17 protein-coding genes and 1 tRNA gene are annotated in these 19494 nt (G+C 45.1%); 7 read left to right on the top strand and 11 right to left on the bottom strand.

Features of this window, described 5'->3' with window-relative positions:
- Positions 1-8: 8 nt before the first annotated feature.
- From HMPREF0650_RS02620 to HMPREF0650_RS02580, 9 genes are all read right to left on the bottom strand, one after another.
- Positions 9-263: a DUF8466 domain-containing protein gene (locus HMPREF0650_RS02620; protein ID WP_004348173.1), complete on the bottom strand. Its 255-nt coding sequence runs from the start codon at positions 261-263 to the stop codon at positions 9-11.
- A gap of 25 nt (positions 264-288) precedes the next feature.
- Complete coding sequence (locus HMPREF0650_RS02615) at positions 289-1563, bottom strand: PcfJ domain-containing protein (protein ID WP_004348171.1); 1275 nt, start codon at positions 1561-1563, stop codon at positions 289-291.
- A 4-nt stretch (positions 1564-1567) separates the two neighbouring features.
- A complete protein-coding gene (locus HMPREF0650_RS02610; protein ID WP_004348170.1) occupies positions 1568-1987 on the bottom strand; it encodes a PcfK-like family protein in 420 nt (139 codons plus the stop codon).
- Positions 1988-2009: 22 nt separating this feature from the next.
- A complete protein-coding gene (locus HMPREF0650_RS02605) occupies positions 2010-2441 on the bottom strand; it encodes a hypothetical protein (protein ID WP_004348168.1) in 432 nt (143 codons plus the stop codon).
- A 360-nt stretch (positions 2442-2801) separates the two neighbouring features.
- Positions 2802-3221 (bottom strand): hypothetical protein, encoded by a 420-nt coding sequence (locus HMPREF0650_RS02600; protein WP_004348165.1) that lies wholly within the window; start codon positions 3219-3221, stop codon positions 2802-2804.
- 140 nt (positions 3222-3361) lie between these two features.
- Positions 3362-3826 (bottom strand): DUF1896 domain-containing protein, encoded by a 465-nt coding sequence (locus tag HMPREF0650_RS02595; RefSeq protein WP_004348163.1) that lies wholly within the window; start codon positions 3824-3826, stop codon positions 3362-3364.
- Positions 3827-3864: 38 nt separating this feature from the next.
- The gene (locus tag HMPREF0650_RS02590; RefSeq protein ID WP_004348162.1) at positions 3865-5088 is read right to left on the bottom strand and encodes a site-specific integrase; all 1224 of its coding nucleotides are present in this window, start codon (positions 5086-5088) and stop codon (positions 3865-3867) included.
- A 312-nt stretch (positions 5089-5400) separates the two neighbouring features.
- Positions 5401-5488, bottom strand: a tRNA-Ser gene (locus HMPREF0650_RS02585).
- 433 nt (positions 5489-5921) lie between these two features.
- On the bottom strand, positions 5922-10277 hold the full coding sequence (locus HMPREF0650_RS02580; RefSeq protein WP_004348161.1) for a translocation/assembly module TamB domain-containing protein: 4356 nt from the start codon (positions 10275-10277) through the stop codon (positions 5922-5924).
- Between the two features lie 245 nt (positions 10278-10522).
- Between HMPREF0650_RS02580 and HMPREF0650_RS02575 the strand changes: the two genes are divergently transcribed.
- The 7 genes from HMPREF0650_RS02575 (at position 10523) to HMPREF0650_RS02545 (ending at position 17181) form a co-directional block, all read left to right on the top strand.
- Positions 10523-11884 (top strand): Na(+)-translocating NADH-quinone reductase subunit A, encoded by a 1362-nt coding sequence (locus HMPREF0650_RS02575; RefSeq protein WP_040562212.1) that lies wholly within the window; start codon positions 10523-10525, stop codon positions 11882-11884.
- 4 nt (positions 11885-11888) lie between these two features.
- The gene (locus HMPREF0650_RS02570; protein WP_004348159.1) at positions 11889-13052 is read left to right on the top strand and encodes an NADH:ubiquinone reductase (Na(+)-transporting) subunit B; all 1164 of its coding nucleotides are present in this window, start codon (positions 11889-11891) and stop codon (positions 13050-13052) included.
- Between the two features lie 4 nt (positions 13053-13056).
- Positions 13057-13779 carry an NADH:ubiquinone reductase (Na(+)-transporting) subunit C gene (gene nqrC, locus HMPREF0650_RS02565; protein WP_004348158.1) on the top strand — a complete coding sequence of 241 codons (723 nt, stop codon included), beginning with the start codon at positions 13057-13059 and terminating at the stop codon, positions 13777-13779.
- A gap of 14 nt (positions 13780-13793) precedes the next feature.
- Positions 13794-14420, top strand: a complete 627-nt coding sequence (locus tag HMPREF0650_RS02560; protein ID WP_004348157.1) for an NADH:ubiquinone reductase (Na(+)-transporting) subunit D — start codon at positions 13794-13796, stop codon at positions 14418-14420.
- Positions 14421-14450: 30 nt separating this feature from the next.
- Entirely contained in the window at positions 14451-15059 is a 609-nt protein-coding gene (nqrE, locus tag HMPREF0650_RS02555) for an NADH:ubiquinone reductase (Na(+)-transporting) subunit E (RefSeq protein WP_004348156.1), read from the top strand.
- 9 nt (positions 15060-15068) lie between these two features.
- Positions 15069-16340 (top strand): NADH:ubiquinone reductase (Na(+)-transporting) subunit F, encoded by a 1272-nt coding sequence (gene nqrF / locus HMPREF0650_RS02550; RefSeq protein ID WP_004348154.1) that lies wholly within the window; start codon positions 15069-15071, stop codon positions 16338-16340.
- Between the two features lie 232 nt (positions 16341-16572).
- Positions 16573-17181 (top strand): porin family protein, encoded by a 609-nt coding sequence (locus HMPREF0650_RS02545; protein ID WP_040562183.1) that lies wholly within the window; start codon positions 16573-16575, stop codon positions 17179-17181.
- A 313-nt stretch (positions 17182-17494) separates the two neighbouring features.
- Here HMPREF0650_RS02545 and aroC read toward each other — a convergent pair whose 3' ends face one another.
- On the bottom strand, positions 17495-18580 hold the full coding sequence (gene aroC / locus HMPREF0650_RS02540; protein ID WP_040562211.1) for a chorismate synthase: 1086 nt from the start codon (positions 18578-18580) through the stop codon (positions 17495-17497).
- A 63-nt stretch (positions 18581-18643) separates the two neighbouring features.
- Positions 18644-19228, bottom strand: a complete 585-nt coding sequence (locus HMPREF0650_RS02535) for an FKBP-type peptidyl-prolyl cis-trans isomerase (protein WP_004348148.1) — start codon at positions 19226-19228, stop codon at positions 18644-18646.
- Positions 19229-19494 lie beyond the last annotated feature (266 nt).

The following is a 19494-nucleotide window of genomic DNA, read 5'->3' as shown; positions in this document are numbered from 1 at the left end:
CTCTAATCTTAAAATTCAACTTTTAATAATCTGTATTCATTTGGCTTTCCATTGGATATTCTGCGGTGTGTGAGCCAAAAGTGATGTGCGCCATATCCGTATGCAAAGAATTTGTCAAGTTCCGTTTCTTCGGCTATTTTATTGATTGCCGACCTTAACTCGTCCTTGTTTTCGGACAGGGTTATCGCATTGATAACCCTGATGAGTATGTGCGGTATCTCGTCCGCATAGTTGTAGATAATGTTTTCAATCTCTGTCTTCATATCTCTGATAATTTAATGGTTCATACTATGCTGTTGTCTTTATCCGCTGTCTGATAAGCCTTCGGTTGGCATTGACAAGGTTCACGATTTGGTCGTGGTACTCCGTATTCTTATTGCACACTCCACGACTTTGCACCACCTCAAATGATTTCAGTGATACCTCTATTGTTTCTATCCGCTTGCCCTCAATGGTTGCCGATAGGATTAGTGAGTCCTCTTTAAGATAGTATTCGTTGGAGAATACGCAATGGTGCATGGTCGCTCCCTCCTCCAAATGTTCCTGCACGCTCTCCAATACGTGGACTTGGATTGTGCCGTCCGTGAAATGGATACCGAAGAATTTGGATTTGAGTTCCTTGAAACGTTTTTCGGCTTCCATTGCCTTCTTTTGCTTCTGTTCTATCTCCTCCCTTTCCCTTTGTCTATTGAGTTCCTCCTGTCTGCGGTCGTGTTCGGCTTTGAGGTTGGTGGGACAAAGAAACTTCGGGCTGTGTATGTCCTTGTTCAATCTGCGGAGCATATCCACATAGTCGCACCAAAGGGAAATATCCGTTATATCGTAGCCGTTACGGACTGCAATCTTATAGGACTGCCAATACTCGTCAAACGCTCTTCTTTTGCCAAGGAAATAGCGTAGGTGGTCTGTACGTCCCGACTTCATCAATGTTTCGGCACGGCTGTCAGAAAGCAATGCAGGAATGAGTGTTGTCGGGGGTATTTCGTGAAAATCATCCTTGAAACCATTTCTGCGGAGTGTGTCTGATACCTTGAACTTCGGATATATCTGCGAATAGGCTGCATATCGGTAGGCTTCGTTGTCGTTGCGGATTGCCATAGGTGCGCAATAGGAGAATGTATCAACGTATCTACCCAATACTCTCTGAACGGCAACAATCGTCTTTCGTCCTTGTGCGTTCCACCAATACTGACCGATTTCAAGCACATAGTGTCCTGCCTTGCAACCTTTCTCCATTTCAGCCACGAGGAGGAACATCCGCAACACTTGGTATTCTCCGCAAGCGGTAAGTGTTGTGAAATAGTGCTTCTGCTGCAATTTCCTTTGGAATGTTTCCTTGACCTGCAACTTTGCCCTGCAATGAGGGCAAGTGCAAGTTTCTCTATGTTTGTTCATTATCCAACTATGCCCACAATCCATACAAGTGGTGCGACCTTTTGGCAAGCGGTAGGCTAAGTGGTCTATGCACTCACGGAATGCCCACTTACTTTGTGTCTTGGTTATCGGGCATAGGTGCTTGCTTTGTTCAAAAACTGCCTTTTCAAATTTGTTTCTTGGTTTCATAGACTTAAAAATCGAATAGTGATGGTTGTACTTGGGTTGCTATGTTCTCGGTCTTTTTAACTCGTGCGTTACGGCTCTGTATCTTGGCAAGTTCCTCACGCTGATATTGCTTAATGGCTTCCTGCCTTGCTTCGGCTTTTTCTTCCTCTGTGAGTTCTACAATGTGATTAACGGCTACTTGGCAGGAAACAGCCTTGCCGACTTCTATATCGTCCTCATCATAGTAGTGAACAGCCATAGAGAAGATTTCATCATCATCAAAGCCGTTGCAACCGCTTTTCTGCACTTCATTAAGAATGTAGGTGATGCACTCCTCGATATTCTTGTTCGGTTTCATCAAGTTAGGGGCAAACAAGGGGTCTGTCATAGCACGCTGATTAAGATACTCGGCTATTGTCCGTGTGAAATGTTCTGTTCCTTTCATTGTCGTATATGTTTTGATGTTGTTAATACTTGGAAATTTCTACTATTTGATTGATACGCCCATATAGGTAGGCTCTTAGGCTTGTTCTGTCGGGTGCGTAATACTCTGTCCATTGTCCGTACTGATTGACAAGGTATTTCTTCAGTACATCAAAGAAGTTAAAGCGATAGCCTTGTAGGGGAACGGCTGTACGGAAATAGGTGTTTGAGTTTACCGCCTCACATAGCCAATTCTTTTCCTCACGGCTCATACACTCGCCACTATTGAGTTTCACACGCAGGAGATATACTTTGCTGTTACAAAGGCTCTCCAAAGGGGGAATGTCCCATTGTACAAACTTAATTGCCAACACTTGCTCACTTTTTTCAGCCACAGGGTTAATGCGGTAATGAGAGGAGGAGCTATATCCTTTTCTGTTCATCGAAGATGTTGTATTTACTTTTTGCTTATCCATAGCGACATTTTTTTTTATGCGTCCAAAGATCGGAGTATGCTGATTCCTTTTTGTAGCAAAATCAAGGTAGCGGGGCGGGCTTGCACAAGGTTTTGTCGGAAAATACTACCCGTAGGTGTGGAGATTTTCCAGACAAACCAAGCGGCACAGACCTTTTGAAAGCCACAAGCCCCATACTACCTTTGCGGATAAAAAGGGAACAGCATCCGTCTTCTTCATTTCGCATATTGTGGAGCATTGGAAAGGAAGCGAAAGTGCAACGCCCATAGTGGGAAATAGAAAAGGTGGCTATCTCGAAATGTGAGATAACCACCTGATGAACGATAAATGAAAGTGTTTACAGATTCATCGTCGTGCTTCTCAAAGCACGCAAAGCAGGATGGCACAGACAATCGCCAGCCAGAAGAGAATGCTCAGCAACGTAAATGCCACTTTCAGAATTACCCTGACTATAAAGCGTAGTATCAGAAAACCTGCAATAACTGACACGACAGTTACGACCTGTGGCGTTACTATCTTCGAGATAAGCCAAATGGCACCGATAACGATGGAAAGCAGGAAGCCTAGTTCGATGAAGCGTGTCCAACCGAAGCGGCGGACTTGCTTGGGAGAAGTCGGCTGCTGCTTGTTCTTATCGGTTTTGTTCGATGCGTCTGCCTTGATGAAGGCAGGTGTGTGAACGATTTCGTTAAGCCGTGAGGACAATGGAAGCTCGCTTCTATTGTCTCGGCGAGAAATCGCACTTTTAAGAACGTCTTGATTCATGATGATTGTATTCATAATCGGAGCTTTTAATAGTTTCAAGAGCACCGGCAAGATGCTCTAACGACCCAAAGACAAGTGTTTGTAAAACTCTTGGCGTGTGGAGTGGAGCGTTTATCTTGGCTCTTGACACTACAAAAGCTCCAGATGGTGCTACATCAAGTCATGTTCTCACCGCCTATCGTTGGCAGACCATTGACCTCAATGAGCAGAACGATTGTTCCTGTCAATTCGGTGTAGAGTTTCTCATACTCTGGTGTTGCGCCAAAGTCGTCTGTCAGTTCATACTTGTCGAAAACGCTTTGCACAGCCTTATTCTTCAGAAGCATTGGTGTTAGTCTTTCGGGGAGCGGAGAGGGCAGTTCCTTCTCAAACTCATTCTCCAAGACAGATACAAGTGTGTCATACTTGGAAAAATGAAGTCCTCGATGCAAGACTTCACTTGCCATACTCTCCGCTTCGGGATGCGAGAAGCCTTGTGCCACTGCATCGCAGTAGGTGGAAAGTGCTTCATCGGATCTTGCCGTTATGAATGGTTTGTCACCCAGCAGTTCTGGAAAATGCTCACTCAAATAGTTCTCCAACTTCAGACGGAAGTAAGATAGTTCTTTCTTTGTTTCCATAAATCTTTTATTTTAGGGTTATACATTTCATTATATTATCAGATGCCCATCGCCTTATTGAACTTGCCGAGTTTGTCAGCGAGCTGTTCCATGTCATGCTCCACTTTCTTGTTGGTTATGCGGGCATAAAGTTGTGTAGTTTTAATGTTGGTATGCCCCAACATCTTCGATACACTTTCCATAGGAACACCCTTGCTTAGCGACATGGTTGCAAACGTATGTCGGGCAAGATGGAAGGTCAGATTCTTCTTGATGCCACAAATGTCGGCAATTTCTTTCAAATATGCGTTGGTTTTCTGATTCGTTAGGATGGGAAATAGTTTGCCGTCCCGATAGGTCTTATGACTGTACTTGGCAATGATACTCTTGGGTATGTCAAGAAGTAACACATTTGTTTCCACGCTTGTTTTCTGCCTTTTGGTCATAATCCACTGCTTGTCATCGAGCGTTACGATGTTGTCTGGTGTAAGGTTGGATACGTCGATATATGCCAGACCTGTGAAGCATGAAAATATGAAAACATCCCTTACTAACTCCAAGCGTTGAATAGCAATTTCCTTGTTGGCTATCTTCATAATCTCCTCATCCGTGAGAAAACCTCGATTGACAGGCTCCAAGTGAAAACGATGATTGAGGAATGGGTCGTGAAGAAGATAGCCACGCTTTTGCGCATAGATGGTCACGGTTTTCAGTGCCTTCAATTTCTTGACTGATGTGTTATAGGCACACCCAGCCGCCGTACTCAGGTACAGTTCAAAGTCCTGTACTATAGATGGCGTGAACTCTGCCAGTCCAATATCTTTCTTCCCATACTTATAGATAAGGAATTCTGCGAAATGCCTTCTTAAAACGCTGTACTTTTGCAGGCTGTCCTTGCTGATGGTATGTCCGACACGCTGTCTGACATCTTCGTTGAACTTGTCGAATATCGGGAGAAAGGTCGTGTACTCCCTGTCTTTCCCGACAAAGAATGAGCGGATTTTATCCAATGACAAGGATTCATCATCCTCGAATTTGTGGTAAATGTTATTCAGCATTGTGGAAATGGAGTCCAATGCGGCATTAGCGGATAAGGCTTCTGCCGTCCGACCTTTGAGCCTGCTGGTAGTGTTATTCCACAGTGACTTGTCCACGAATATTTTCGTAGATCCGAAATTAGCCATCTCTCCGTTAAGGAATACTCGGAGCATTACAGGCGACTTTCCTTCTTTGTTCTCATAGTTTGAGCGTAGGTAGAAGGATACCTTGAAATTTGTTCTCATAATGCATCATTCTTTTGTGTAGCACTCGGCTGCAAAGTTAATACTTAATACGTTGAAAAAGAAAGAGTTGATGCCGTCAATATGGTATTCAGAATACCGTCACTGCTACATTTTTTGCTACTGCAATTTTTGTGTAGCAGTTTATGTAGCAGAAATTGACCGAATGATGATTGTCATAACATAGGGTTATGCCGTCAGGCGATAGAGGTATATACAAAGAAAAATCGTTGTAAAACCTTGATTTTACAACGATTAGCAAATTTTTGAAGGCTAAATTGACAACCCTTGTGAAGTCCTTTTGAAGCCTATTAGCGGAGAGAGGGGGATTCGAACCCCCGAACCGCTTTAGGCGGTTACACGCTTTCCAGGCGTGCCTCTTCAGCCACTCGAGCACCTTTCCTTATTGTTAGGTGGTGCAAAAGTAAGACTTTTATCTTGAATTCGGATGGAAATCAGCAAAAAGTTTCACTTTTCCACTCTGCCCTTCCATCTAAATAGCTTTATTCTTTCAATAACGCTGTGCTTTTAAATTGGAAGTGTTTGCTTTTTACGATTGAATCGCCACTACCCCATTTGTTAAGGGCGGTTCTATAAATTACCACCGTAATTTTTATTTATGTTGGACAGTTTACGTTTTGTCATCTTGCGGTCTTTTTTGGGTTCAATTTGCTTGTTCGTTCAGTCGTATAGCTCGCTATACTCCTTCACTCACAAACAAATTGACCACCAAAAACAGCCTCGCAATCTGACAAAGCTAATTTATAGAAACGCCCTTAATTGTTTGGCAGACAACTACGTGCACAACGGCTCTTTTCAAATGAGGAGGTGGAAACTTATTTTGACGGTTTTGCCTTCTTCGCTCGTCTACGTCCAAACAAGTCTTTAAGATTGGTGAAGTCTTTCTTCAAAATCAAGCCTACTCCTTGCGTGGTAAGACTGTTGCGCGTAAAGTATCTGTCATTGGTTTGATTGTACACCTTGATGGCCAGATTGCCACTTGGCAAGAGCAGATATCGGATGTCGAAATCACCAATAAAGGTGGTCGTGGCATTGGGGTTGTCCCTGTAACCAAACTGCCCGTTGATGAGCAGACGGTTGTTCAGCAGTCGTCCACTAAGCAGTCCTTCATACTCAGCGTTATTGAATCCTTCGGTGCCGGTGGAGATGTTGGCACCAAAATTCCAGTTGGCGTTATCGATGACGGTATTCAGCACGTTGTTGATTTGCTGGCTCAATGTTCCACTAAGGATGCTCTGCATGGCGAGGCTCGCCTGACTTTGTTGCGCCGTGCCATCAGTGCCGGCGTTGTTGTTGGTGCCTTGTGAATAGAACCGGCCTACCGCCAGCAGGTAAAGCACTTGCTGATTCATCTCTTCTTCGCTGTTGATGAGGCTGTATACCATCTGCTTGGCATCGTTGCTCAAGGTAGGCATGTCGAGGTTGAAATCCACTCGCGGCGCCTGCGGCGTGCCTGTGATGTTCATTAGACAATTGATGCGAACGTTGTTGTTGGTGAACGACCGCCCGATGTTCAAGTCGGCCAAGCTCACGCCATTGACAGTGTGAGTGGCGTTGAGGTTGAGTGTCGCATGATAAGGGTCGCCTCCAAAGGTGATGGTGCTACCCTGTTGAAATTGGAAGTCCTTCTTGATGACGTTTTGAATGGTCAGCCCATAGATACCATGATCGACCACATAGTTGCCGAACATTTCGAAAGCACCCTTATCGTAATAGTTGGCGCGCAGCACACCGTTGCCATTCAAAGCGATGTAGTCGCCCGTCTTGTTATCCATGAGTAGTTTGAGCGTGAGGTTTGGCGTGCAGTTGATGAGCAGGTTTAGATGTAAGTCGCCAGATACCTCGGGCAACTTTTGTGCGGCCAAATCGATGGTATGTTGGCGTGGTGCGATGCTATCTGGTTGCAGCGAATCGGTTCTTGTGGACCATCTGATGAAGTTCTGGGTGCTGACTGCATCCAGGCCGGCCACGTTGTACACGATTTGTGAGCCTTTTTGTGGTATGGCGTTAACGTCGATGTTTAAATCGTCACCATTACCAGTGATGGCGCAGGTGCCGTTGATGTAGGCCGTTCCATAGAAGGTGTTTCCACCAAAAGTGTGCGTGTCGTAAGCCAAGAGGTTCTCTGCAGCGATGTGTAAGTCGTATCGCAAGTTGCGCAGGTTGTCGTGACGCAACCTGCCATTGACAATGCCAATGTTCTCATTGCGGTCGTAGATGGTGTCGTTCTTGAAAACAATCTCATCGGGTGTCAGGGTAATCATGCCCCGCCTGAGCGTATAATGGGTGTTGAGGGGCGTGATGCCCAGAGAGCCGTCGGCGACAACCTGTCCGGTGAGGTTGAGATATGACAAGTCGCCATAAAGCCGCAGCTGTCCTGTTCCGCTTGCATCGACGTCTTGCATGAACGAGCCACAGAAGCCTTCGAGGAATTGCAAGCGTGTCTGCCGAGCTTGGATGGCCAAGTCGATGTAATGCTTGCTTGGCGAAACAAAGCCGTTGATTAAGGTTTGCCGGCCTTGGTCGTTGGCTTGGGCTTGGATGTCGATTTGCTTCAAGGGAGCGTTCCAGCTGACGTTGGCATCCAGGACGCCCATCTGACCTGTCTCGAATTCAAATGAACTGACCTGTACGTTCGCATGTCCCTGGGGTTTTCCAAAGACTCCCGATGCGAATGCGCGTCCAGACAACCGCCCTCCGAATGTGACGGCATCGAATTGAAGCAGGTTCAGCACATAGTTTACGTCAATGCCCTTGAGGTCGAACACGAGGGTATCCATAGGATTTTTGGTAGCCAGACCTGCCACGATGATATGTTGGTCGTCGTGATGGATGGAGAAATGATCCACCGTGAGATGGTTCTTGCTGTACATGATGTCCGACGGCTCGATGTTCCAGATGCTGTCTTCAATCAATATCTCCGACGGATGGATGATTACATGGGCTGCCGGCTCACCATTCTTTTTCTTGAAGAACTGTGTCGTGGTGTTCAGAGTTCCTTGGAGCGGATGGGAGGCATGATTGTCAAACCACAGGGTGGTGAGCAAGTGGTCGTTGGCTGCGGAGGACTGCACCCGCCAGGTCCATCGCTTGTTCTCCGCATCCAGCTTGTTGGCCTCTGCGCTGAAATGCAGCGTATCGGTTGGTGTAGACAAGTGTAGATGATTGTCCTGGTATCGGCTTCCGTCGTAAGTGAAGTCGGGCGCGTTGACATTGATGTTTAGTTGGTTGTTGACGCTGTTGATGGTGCCACTGAGTTGCAGCGGTTGTTGCAGGGAGAGCGGGATATCAAAAAGATAGTTTGCCCAATCGGTCTTGCTGATGTCGGCATACAGGCGGACGTTTGTGCGTGGGGTGACGCGCCTTGTCATGGGCGTGAGCAGTTGGATGCCTGGAAGTTTGTCGATGATGACATTTTCGATGTTCTGTAGAATGGAATTGTAGTCGAATGTGCCAACTACCAATGCGTTGCCAAAATCGCCATCGAGAGAAATGAAATGTTCTTGGTGCTGGTCGTACCCTGTTTTCAATTCAAGTCTTGATAATGAATAGGTTTGGTTAGGGTCTCGCATCATGACACCCGAAAGGAGCATGCGGCCCGTGACATCTTTCAACGAGTGACCTGACAGCTGCGAGCTTGCCTGGAGGCTGACCATTCGGTTGGGCCACTTTTGTGTGAGACGCAAGGCCGAGAGGTTTACGTCTTTTGCTGTAAGGTCGAACAGGGCGGCATAACGTGCTTGGTTTCGGTCAACCTTTCCTTGGATGTTCAATACGCCATTAACATCATTGAGCGCCGCCGTTCCATCAAAGTGATCCAAGCGAGAATCTGTGTCCAATGTGCCGTGTCCGTTGATTGAAACGTTTTTGTATGGGTAACCTTTGTATTCTATTTTGGGGACATCACCTTTAATGTTGAACACGGCTTGGCTGCCTTGTTTGCGAAATTCGTTGAGCTGAATTTTAGCGGTTAGCAATCCCCAATCTTGGTCGGACAACAAGGGAGCCAGCTTAAAATCGTTGGTTTCTATCATGCCCTTGTAGCTGCCTTGAGCGACCATGGCATCAAACTTGATGTCGCCCAAATTGGATGAGAAGATTCCTTTGGAATAGATGTCTTTCCCCTCTCCATGGAAGTTGCCTGACAGGCGGATGTGGTCAAATTTCGTCAATGGCGTGTTCTGATATTCTTTGGGCAGATACTTTTTGACGGCTGCTTGTTGAAGGTTGAGCGTCTCCAGGTCAAGATTCCATTTTGGAGACTTGGCCCATTTCTGAATTGTTGCCTTGGCAGCAAGCTCCAGTTCGTTCTTGGCAAGCAAATGGATGTGGCGTATGGCCAAAGACGATGCCGTTCCGGAAAGCGATGCCTGGATGTTGACAGGCGTATGGTATGGTCTGAGCTTCGAAGAAATGAAAGCAAAGTCGGATGGGGTGACGTATGAGTTGTCTATGAGGCCGTGATAGGATAGCGAGGGCATGTATGGCACACCATTCCTCATCTGGTAATTGGCGCGGACATGGTTTAACGCTAATTTAGAGTTTGGCAGTTCCAATTTGAAATTCTCCAGGACGGCATGGTTGGTGTTTGCCCGCAATTTGGATGAGAATGATTTTACCTGAAGGCCGGATCGTTCCTTGAAGCTCAGATTTTTCAGTTTGACATTCAACGAGTCTTTTGACAGTGCACTGACAATGACATGCGCACTGATGTCTTTCAAATTGAGGTGCGCGGGCGAGAATTGTCTTGTCTGCGGTAAATCCAATTGGTCGTATTTAACAGCGCCGTGTCTTAACACGACAGAGGCGATGCGGATGGGCTTGGCCTGTGTTGTGGTATCTTTCGAAGCTAAAGAGTCGATGACGAATTGAAAGTTGGGCTTGGCGTTTTTACTACTTTTGTAAAGATTGGCCTGCATGCCAAAGAGCTGAGCCGAGGAAATAGAAATTTCTCCGCGCGTTAGCGGAATGAAATCCAGTTTCACAGAAAACCTGGATGCTTGCAGCATGGGCTTACCTTGTTGGTCAGTGACGTACAGCCCATCGATGATGATGCGATTGAGAAAGCCTATATCAATGCGTTCGACCTTCACCTCAGTGCCAAGCCGCTTGGATAATAAGGATGCAACTTGCTGACCGCAGGCGTCTTGTATGGACGGTATACGCAACAAAATGATGATTGTAAGATAAATTCCTACAATGCTCCAAATGATGATGTTGAGTATATTTTTAAACTTCTTCAGACAGCGTTCAGCTTTGTTTTATGCAAAAGTACATCATTTTTTGTCACGGCTGAAATAAATGATTGCTTTTTCTTTTATAAATCAGTAAAAGTTACTAAATTTGCCAAACATTTGGATATGAACAATATCTTATGCCCTCATTGGTTGGAAAAAAGTTTAATTTTATATATTCTATGGTAAATGTAATTAAGTTACGTAAGGGCTTGGACATTAATCTGAAGGGTAGAGCAAACGAACAAAAAACATCTTTAAAACAGAGTCATCAATATGCTCTTGTTCCTGACGATTTTGCCGGCGTAGTCCCTAAGCTATGTGTGCATGAAGGGGACGACGTGAAGGCTGGAGAGGCTCTTTTCGTTAACAAGAAGTTTCCAGAAGTCAAGTTCGCCTCACCGGTCAGTGGAAAAGTGAAGTCAATTGTCCGCGGTGATAGACGTAAAGTGATGGCTGTTATTGTGGAGGCGTCACAACAACAGGAGTTTGTTGATTTTGGCAAGAAAGACGTGAGGAGTCTTTCTGGTGACGAAGTCGTAGAGGCGCTGTTGCAAGCAGGTCTTTTTGGATATGTCAACCAACTGCCTTATGCCGTTTCGACCCAACCACAGAGCAAACCTAAGGGTATTTTTGTATCTGCTTTCAGAAACATGCCTTTGGCCGGCAAGTTTGAGTTCGAGCTGGAAGGCAACGAAGAAGCTTTCCAAGCAGGTTTGACTGCGTTGTCGAAGATTGCAAAGACATATTTGAACATCCATGTCAATCAAACCGACAAGGCCTTGACACAGTCTTCTGATGTTGAGATTACGGCTTTTGACGGTCCCTGTCCCTCCAGCAATGTAGGCGTGCAAATCAATCACCTGTCACCCGTCAACAAGGGTGAGGTGGTATGGACGGTCGAACCAACGGCTGTCATCTTCATGGGTCGTTTGTTCCTGACGGGTAAAGTGGACCTCACGCGGACGGTGGCCATTGCAGGCAGCAAAGTGAACAATCCTCAATATGTGGATGCTTTGGTTGGAACACCGATATCTGACTTGTTAGCAGGACAGATAGGCGGTGAGAGCGAAAACGAACATCTGCGCATCATCAATGGTAATCCGTTAACAGGGCGCAAGTGTGAGTTGACCGACTTTCTCGGTGCACACACTTCGGAAGTTTGCGTGATACCAGAAGGTGATCAGGCAGACGAATTGCTGGGATGGATTTTGCCGCGCACCAATCAGTTTTCTGTTTCACGCAGTTATTTCTCGTGGCTTTCAGGAAAGGAAAAGCAATACGACCTGGATGCGCGTGTCAAAGGTGGAGAGCGCCACATGATCATGAGCGGCGAGTACGATCGGGTGCTGCCCATGGATATTTATGGCGAATACCTCATCAAGTCTTTGATTGCAGGTGACATCGACAAGCAAGAACAGCTGGGGATATATGAAGTGTCTCCGGAAGATTTCGCCGTTGCCGAGTTCGTGGATTCTTCTAAGTTGGAACTTCAGAAGATTGTACGCAATGGTCTGGACATATTAAGAAAAGAAAACGCATAAGGACATGAGTTTAAAAAAATATTTAAATAAAATCAAGCCACACTTCGAAGAGGGCGGTAAGCTACATGCTTTCTGGAGTGTCTATGATGGTTTTGAGAGTTTCCTTTATGTTCCCAACACGACAGCCAAAACAGGAGCTCACATCCATGACGCCATCGACTCGAAGAGAATCATGAGTTTGGTGGTCATCGCTCTGCTACCTGCCTTGTTGTTTGGAATGTACAACATTGGATATCAGAATTTCGCAGCTGCCGGAGAGTTGGCCAACGCCTCTTTTTGGGAGATGTTCTTTTATGGCTTCTTGGCCGTGTTACCTAAAATCCTTGTTTCTTACATCGTAGGTCTGGGCATCGAATTCGCCTGGGCGCAGTGGAAGAAAGAAGAGATTCAGGAAGGCTATTTGGTAACGGGCATTTTAATGCCGCTCATCATCCCCATCACCTGTCCGTTGTGGATGCTTGCATTGTCAGTTGCATTCGCAGTGATTTTTTGCAAAGAGATATTTGGTGGAACGGGCATGAACATTTTTAATGTGGCATTGTCTGCCCGCGCGTTCCTTTTCTTCTCTTATCCTGGACAGATGACGGGTGATTCGATATGGGTAGCCAGCCATCAGATATTTGGTTTGGGCAATACCTTGCCAGATGCAACCACCATGGCTACTCCGCTTGGTGAACTGGCTCTCCATGTAGACATACCCTACTCTACCTGTGACATGTTGATTGGTTTGATACCAGGTTCCGTTGGAGAAACCAGTGTCATCGCCATCGCCATAGGTGCCTTGCTGCTGTTGGTTACAGGCATCGCTTCATGGAAAACGATGTTGAGCGTATTCGTTAGTGGTGGTCTCATGGCCGCACTCTTCAGTGCACTCGGTATGACGTCTATAGCATGGTACGAGCATCTTATATTAGGCGGGTTCTGTTTCGGTGCCGTATTCATGGCTACCGACCCAGTAACTTCCGCACGTACAGAAAAGGGTAAGTATATCTATGGCGCCCTCATCGGTGTGATGACAATCATCATCCGCGTGATGAATCCTGGTTATCCTGAAGGTATGATGTTGTCGATTTTGTTTGCGAATATGTTCGCCCCATTGATTGACTATTGCGTCGTTCAAGGCAACATCAACAAGAGAATGAAACGTTTAACTGCTCATAATAAATAAGACGATGGCTGAAGGAAATAAAAAAGGATTGAATACCAATTCAAACTCCTATACGATCATATATTCAATCATTATCGTTGTTCTTGTTGCATTCCTGTTGGCTTTTGTGTTTCAGGCTTTGAAACCCATGCAAGATGCCAACGTGGCATTGGATAAGAAGAAGCAGATATTAAATTCGTTGAATATTAGAGATTTGAATAATGAAGACGCTGCTGCAAAGTATCAAGAAATTGTACTCGCTGATGAAATCATCGATGAGCAGGGTAATGTTCTTGAAAAAGGAGAACAGGGCGGAGAAAACAACGGTTTTAAACTTAATTCTGCCGACTTTAAGAACGGAAAGTTAGCACTCTTCGTTTGTAAGGTTAATGGACAAACTAAGTATGTGATACCCGTTTATGGCATGGGACTCTGGGGAGCAATCAATGGTTATGTTGCCATTAATGCAGATAAGTCGACTGTCTTCGGAACTTACTTCGACCATGATAGCGAAACAGCTGGATTGGGAGCTGAAATTAAAGATAACCGTGCATGGCAAAACCAGTTTCAAGGTAAGAAACTATTTGCGCAAGATCCCCATCAAATCGCACTGGCTGTCAGCAAGAAGGTGGAAGACCCTTCCACGCAAGTTGACGGTATAACGGGTGCTACGCTCACTTCCAACGGTGTGACCGAGATGTTGCAGACTTGTTTAGGTGCATATATGAATTTCTTGAAAGCTCATTAAATTGATTTAGTATTATGGCATTATTTTCAACACAAAATAAGAAAGTCTTTACAAGCCCTCTCAATTTGGATCATCCTATCTTGGTTCAAGTCTTGGGAATCTGTTCGGCTTTGGCAGTAACTTCACAATTAAAGCCAGCTATTGTCATGGGATTGGCAGTGACGGTTATTACTGCATTTTCAAATGTAATTATTTCGATTATTCGCAATACCATTCCGATGCGAATCCGTATCATCGTACAATTGGTTGTTGTAGCCGCATTGGTAACCATCGTGAGCCAAATCTTAAAGGCATACGCGTATGACGTGAGTGTTCAACTCTCAGTATATGTGGCTTTGATTATCACCAACTGTATTCTGATGGGACGCTTGGAAGCATTTGCGATGATGAACAAACCTTGGCCATCCTTTCTTGATGGAGTGGGAAATGGTTTAGGTTACGCAATGATTTTAGTGATTGTGGGAGCTCTTCGTGAATTGTTTGGTAGAGGTACTTTATTAGGATTTACGATTATTCCATCGTCTTTCTACGACTTTGGTTATATGAATAATGGTATGATGGCCACGCCGGCAATGGCTTTAATTCTTGTTGGATGTGTCATTTGGATTCACCGTGCCTATTTCTATCAAGAAGAAAAGTAATTCATGCAATTTTAATCAATTAGAATTATTATGGAACATATCATATCATTATTTTTCAGATCGATATTTGTCGACAACATGATTTTCGCATTCTTCCTTGGAATGTGTTCATTTTTGGCCGTATCGAAGAATGTAAAGACCTCGTTTGGTTTAGGCATGGCAGTGACATTCGTGCTGTTTGTCACCGTTCCGGTAGACTACTTGCTTCAAACCAAAGTCTTGGATCCATTAGGATTAAGTTATTTGAGTTTCATTATCTTCATTGCCGTCATCGCCGGTATGACGCAATTGGTAGAAATGTTGGTCGAGAAATATAGTCCGTCACTCTATGCCTCATTGGGAATCTTCCTTCCGCTGATTGCCGTAAACTGCGCCATCATGGGTGGTTCCATGTTCATGCAGCAACGTATCAATCTGGATCCAAGTAACACACAGTATGTCGGTAACATTGCTGACGCAATTGCTTACGCTGTGGGAAGTGGATTGGGATGGACCCTTGCCATTGTCCTCATGGGGGCTATTCGTGAGAAATTACAATATAGTGATGTGCCAAAACCGCTTCAAGGTCTTGGTATCACCTTCATTACCGTAGGACTTATGGCCATTGCCATGATGTGCTTCTCTGGCTTAAAAATATAATCATCAATTATGGAATTTTCATTTATATTACAGAGCATTGCCGTATTCTTGACCGTCATTCTTTTGCTGGTCATCATACTGTTGGTCGCTAAAAAATATCTCTCGCCAAGCGGAAACGTCAATATCGTCATCAACGAAGATAAGACTCTCAGCGTTCCACAAGGTGCTTCTATCATGAACACCCTTACACAAAATGGAATTTACCTCCCCTCTGCATGTGGCGGAAAGGGCAGTTGTGGACAATGCAGATTACAAGTGATTGAAGGAGGAGGCGAAATCTTGGACTCAGAGCGTCCTCACTTTACAAGGAAAGAGATAAAGAATAATTGGCGTTTAGGATGCCAGTGCAAGGTGAAAGGTGACCTGAAAGTCAAAATACCTGAAACCGTTTTAGGTGTCAAAGAATGGGAATGCACCGTCATCAGCAATAAAAACGTGTCGAGCTTCATCAAGGAGTTCAAAGTACAGTTGCCTCCTGGCGAACACATGGACTTCATACCGGGCTCGTATGCTCAAATATCAATTCCCGCATACGATGTGATTGATTACGACAAAGATTTCGACAAAGATGACATTGGCGAAGAGTACATTGGCGCATGGAAGAAGTTCAACATTCTTTCTATCAAGGCTCACAACCCCGAGCCTACCGTACGCGCTTACTCCATGGCCAACTATCCTGATGAAGGCGACATCATCATGCTGACCGTGCGTATTGCCTCAACGCCATTCAAGCCACGTCCACAAGTGGGCTTCCAAGACGTTCCAACCGGTATTGCTTCCAGTTATATCTTCTCTTTGAAGCCCGGCGATAAGGTAAAGATGAGTGGACCTTACGGTGACTTCCATCCCATCCTCGATTCAAAGAAAGAGATGATATGGGTTGGCGGTGGAGCTGGTATGGCACCGTTGCGCAGTCAAATCATGTATATGTTGAAGACATTGCACACCCGCGATCGTGAAATGCATTATTTCTATGGTGCGCGTTCACTGAACGAAGCATTCTTCTTAGATGATTTCCACGCATTGGAGGAAGAATATCCTAACTTCCATTTCCATTTGGCATTGGACAGACCCGATCCTATAGCTGATGAAGCTGGTGTGAAATACACGGCTGGTTTTGTTCATCAAGTAATGTATGAGACCTACTTGAAGGATCATGAAGCGCCAGAAGACATCGAGTACTACATGTGTGGTCCTGGTCCGATGAGTGCAGCTGTACAAAAGATGTTGGATAGCCTTGGAGTAGATCCTGAATCTATCATGTTTGATAACTTTGGATAAGTTGAAACAAATCAACAACAACTTACATACAATTATAAAAAGTCGCTGAATATCGGCGACTTTTTTGTATTCGGAATTTCATTATTATAGCATGATTTCGTATGTGTTTCTATCGTATATTCTCAAGTAGAAATATTTCTCTCTTCCTAAAAAATCTATCGTTAACGTTTGGTGTGTCACGTTGTTTGTTTATCTTTGCATAAGTTTAATTTATTTTTAATAATTATCTTCTATGAAAAAAGTTATTTTAAGTGCATGCGTTATGTTTATAACAATTGCAGCGTACGGACAGCGTGAAAAAGGTACGGTTACTTTACAGCCTAAAGTAGGTTTAAACATGGCTACGCTTACAAACGATAATGATGCCGACTCAAGATTTGCGCCAGTTGTTGGTGCCGAAATAGAAGTGCAAGCTACTGACATGGTTAGTTTCTCGGGTGGATTACTTTACTCTATGCAGGGAGCTAAGGGAAAGATAGGCAATGTAGATGGAACAGTAAAGTTAGACTATATCAATGTTCCAATTCTTGCTAACGTCTATGTGGCTCATGGATTTGCCGTGAAGTTAGGTGTACAACCAGGCTTTTTGATCAACAATAAAGTCAAAGTTTCACAGAATGGTGTCAACGCAGAGGTTGATTTAGAGAAATCTCTTAAAGCTGCGGGAATTGATGCCAAACTGAATAAGGTTGATATTTCTATTCCCGTTGGTGTTTCCTACGAGTTCAGCAATATAAATATCGATGCACGATACAATTGGGGAGTAACCAAGATTATTGACGAAGACAGCAGTAAGAATAGTGTTTTCCAGATTACAGTTGGTTACAAATTTGCGCTGTAATGTGATATGAGCATGTCAAAAATATGCTCTATAATTCCGTATCTAACTATTATTTTAAGGAAAAAATGTGCCTCCTTTTGTATGGAGGTACATTTTTTGTTTGGCTAACATGTAATTGTCTAATGCGGACAAATCACTTATGAACCTCAATGGTGGAAATAGCCCACCCAGAAAGGAAAGAGCACCTGTAGAAATACGGAAAGGAAGGCCCTATAAGGTAGTGAGGCATGACAAATCACTTGATTCGCATGCGAGTAGAGTAGCGCAAGTTGTGTCTTACCTTTGCTTTTCTACCAAGGAACTGTGATGCTGGTTAGGATTTGAACTTTTTTACGGTCAAATCAAGAAGATAATTATCCAAGATTACCATCGCTGCCATCGCCTCTACAATGGGAACGGCGCGTGGCACGACACACGAATCATGCCGACCGCTGGCATTGAAGGCAACCGGATGGCCCTCAATGTCTACCGTTTGTTGCTCCAACAAGATGGTGGCCACAGGCTTGAACGCTATGCGAAAATAGATATCTTCGCCATTGCTGATGCCTGCCTGGATGCCACCATTGTGGTTGGTTGCGGTGTGAATGCGTCCCTGGTCGTTGACAAACGGGTCGTTCATCTCACTGCCTCGGTGGCTGACACACGCAAAACCTTCGCCATATTCAAAGCCCTTAGCAGCATTGATGGACAGCATGGCAGCCCCCAGTTGCGCATGCAGCTTGTCAAACTCGGGCTCGCCCAGTCCTACGGGACATCCCTTGATGACACACGTCACGATTCCTCCCACCGTGTCACCGTCCGCCTTGACCTGCCGGATGAGTTGTTCCATCTGCTTGGCTTTTTCCTCATCGGGACAGCGTACCCTGTTACTTTCGGTCTTGGACAAGTCGTATAAGCGATAATCTCGTTGCAAGGCGATGTCACCCACCTGTGACACATACGCCTGTATGGTGATTCCCAACCGTCGCAACACCAACTTCGCCAATGCACCAGCCACACATCTGCTCAAAGTGATGCGAGCTGATGAGCGTCCTCCACCACGATGATCGCGCAAACCATATTTCTGTTGATAGGTAAAGTCGGCATGCGATGGACGATAAAGATGCTGTAGGCTGTCGTAATCTTTTGAATGCTGATTGGTGTTTGTCACCATGAAAGCGATGGGTGCGCCAGTGGATTTTCCTTCAAAGATGCCACTCAAGAAGCTCACTTCATCAGCCTCCTTGCGATCGGTGGTGATGCTACTCTGCCCCGGCCGCCGCCGGTTAAGTTCGTTTTGCACAAACTGCACATCGATGTCTATGCCCGGCGGCATGCCATCAACGACCCCACCGACAGCCTCTCCATGGCTTTCACCAAAGGTTGTCAACGCGAAAATATGGCCAAATGTATTGCGCATCATCGTGAGTTAGGTTCGCTCTATGAAAGAAATGTTGAAAAATTTGGAGGCGTTGACCCTGGCTTAATGGCCGCAACCACATCCACCGTCATCTGAACTGCCACAGCCTCCGCAACAACAGCCGCCCTCACTGTGACCACCACAACCGCATCCACCAGCCATTTGGTTAACCATTGCAGCAATTTCTTCGTTGGTAGCTTCGCGGTTTTCGATGACCTTTCCCTTAAAGTTGAGCGTTTTTCCAGCCAGGGGGTGATTCAAATCCACCTTCACCTGCTTGTCGTTCACCTCGAGAATGCGTCCCATGAAGCGCGTACCCTCCTCGTTTTGCAAGGGTACCACCGCTCCTTCATAGATGTTCTCTGCATCAAACGTCCCATTAACGGTGAAGACTTCCCGCTCGAGATCCAACACATGCTCTGGCTGAAAATGCCCATAAGCCTGCTCTGGAGCCAGTTTCACCTCAAACTCTTGGCCTGCCTGTAAGTTAATGAGGGCATCTTCGAACAAATCGAGTGTCAGACCAAAGCCGCTGATAAACTGGTATGGCTGTGCTTCAGTAGCTTCTTCAACCAACGTCATTCCTTCGTTTTCATCAGCATGCAGTTGATAAGAAACGGCAATAAATTTATTAGTTTGTTTTTTCATAAATTGTTTTTTTTGACTAATAGATTCATGTAGGCAGACGCATCTCAAATCCTATCTTATCCGCTATTTATGCAAAGCTAACGGCATCAAGCATGGCAGATATATCAGAGGCGCTGCCTATTTTGCGCAAAGGTAGCTAAAAATAAACGAATAATGTTTTGATTGTTCAAAAGAAAATGTGAATAAATCGTAACGCACCCATCCGCAATCCATGACTGGAAAACAACGATTATTTACTTGTGGTTGTCGATTATTTTAGCTTATTT

It is taken from the genome of Hoylesella buccalis ATCC 35310 (genome assembly GCF_000177075.1).
Taxonomy (GTDB): Bacteria; Bacteroidota; Bacteroidia; order Bacteroidales; family Bacteroidaceae; genus Prevotella; species Prevotella buccalis.
This window is presented reverse-complemented; position numbering and strand designations above follow the sequence as displayed.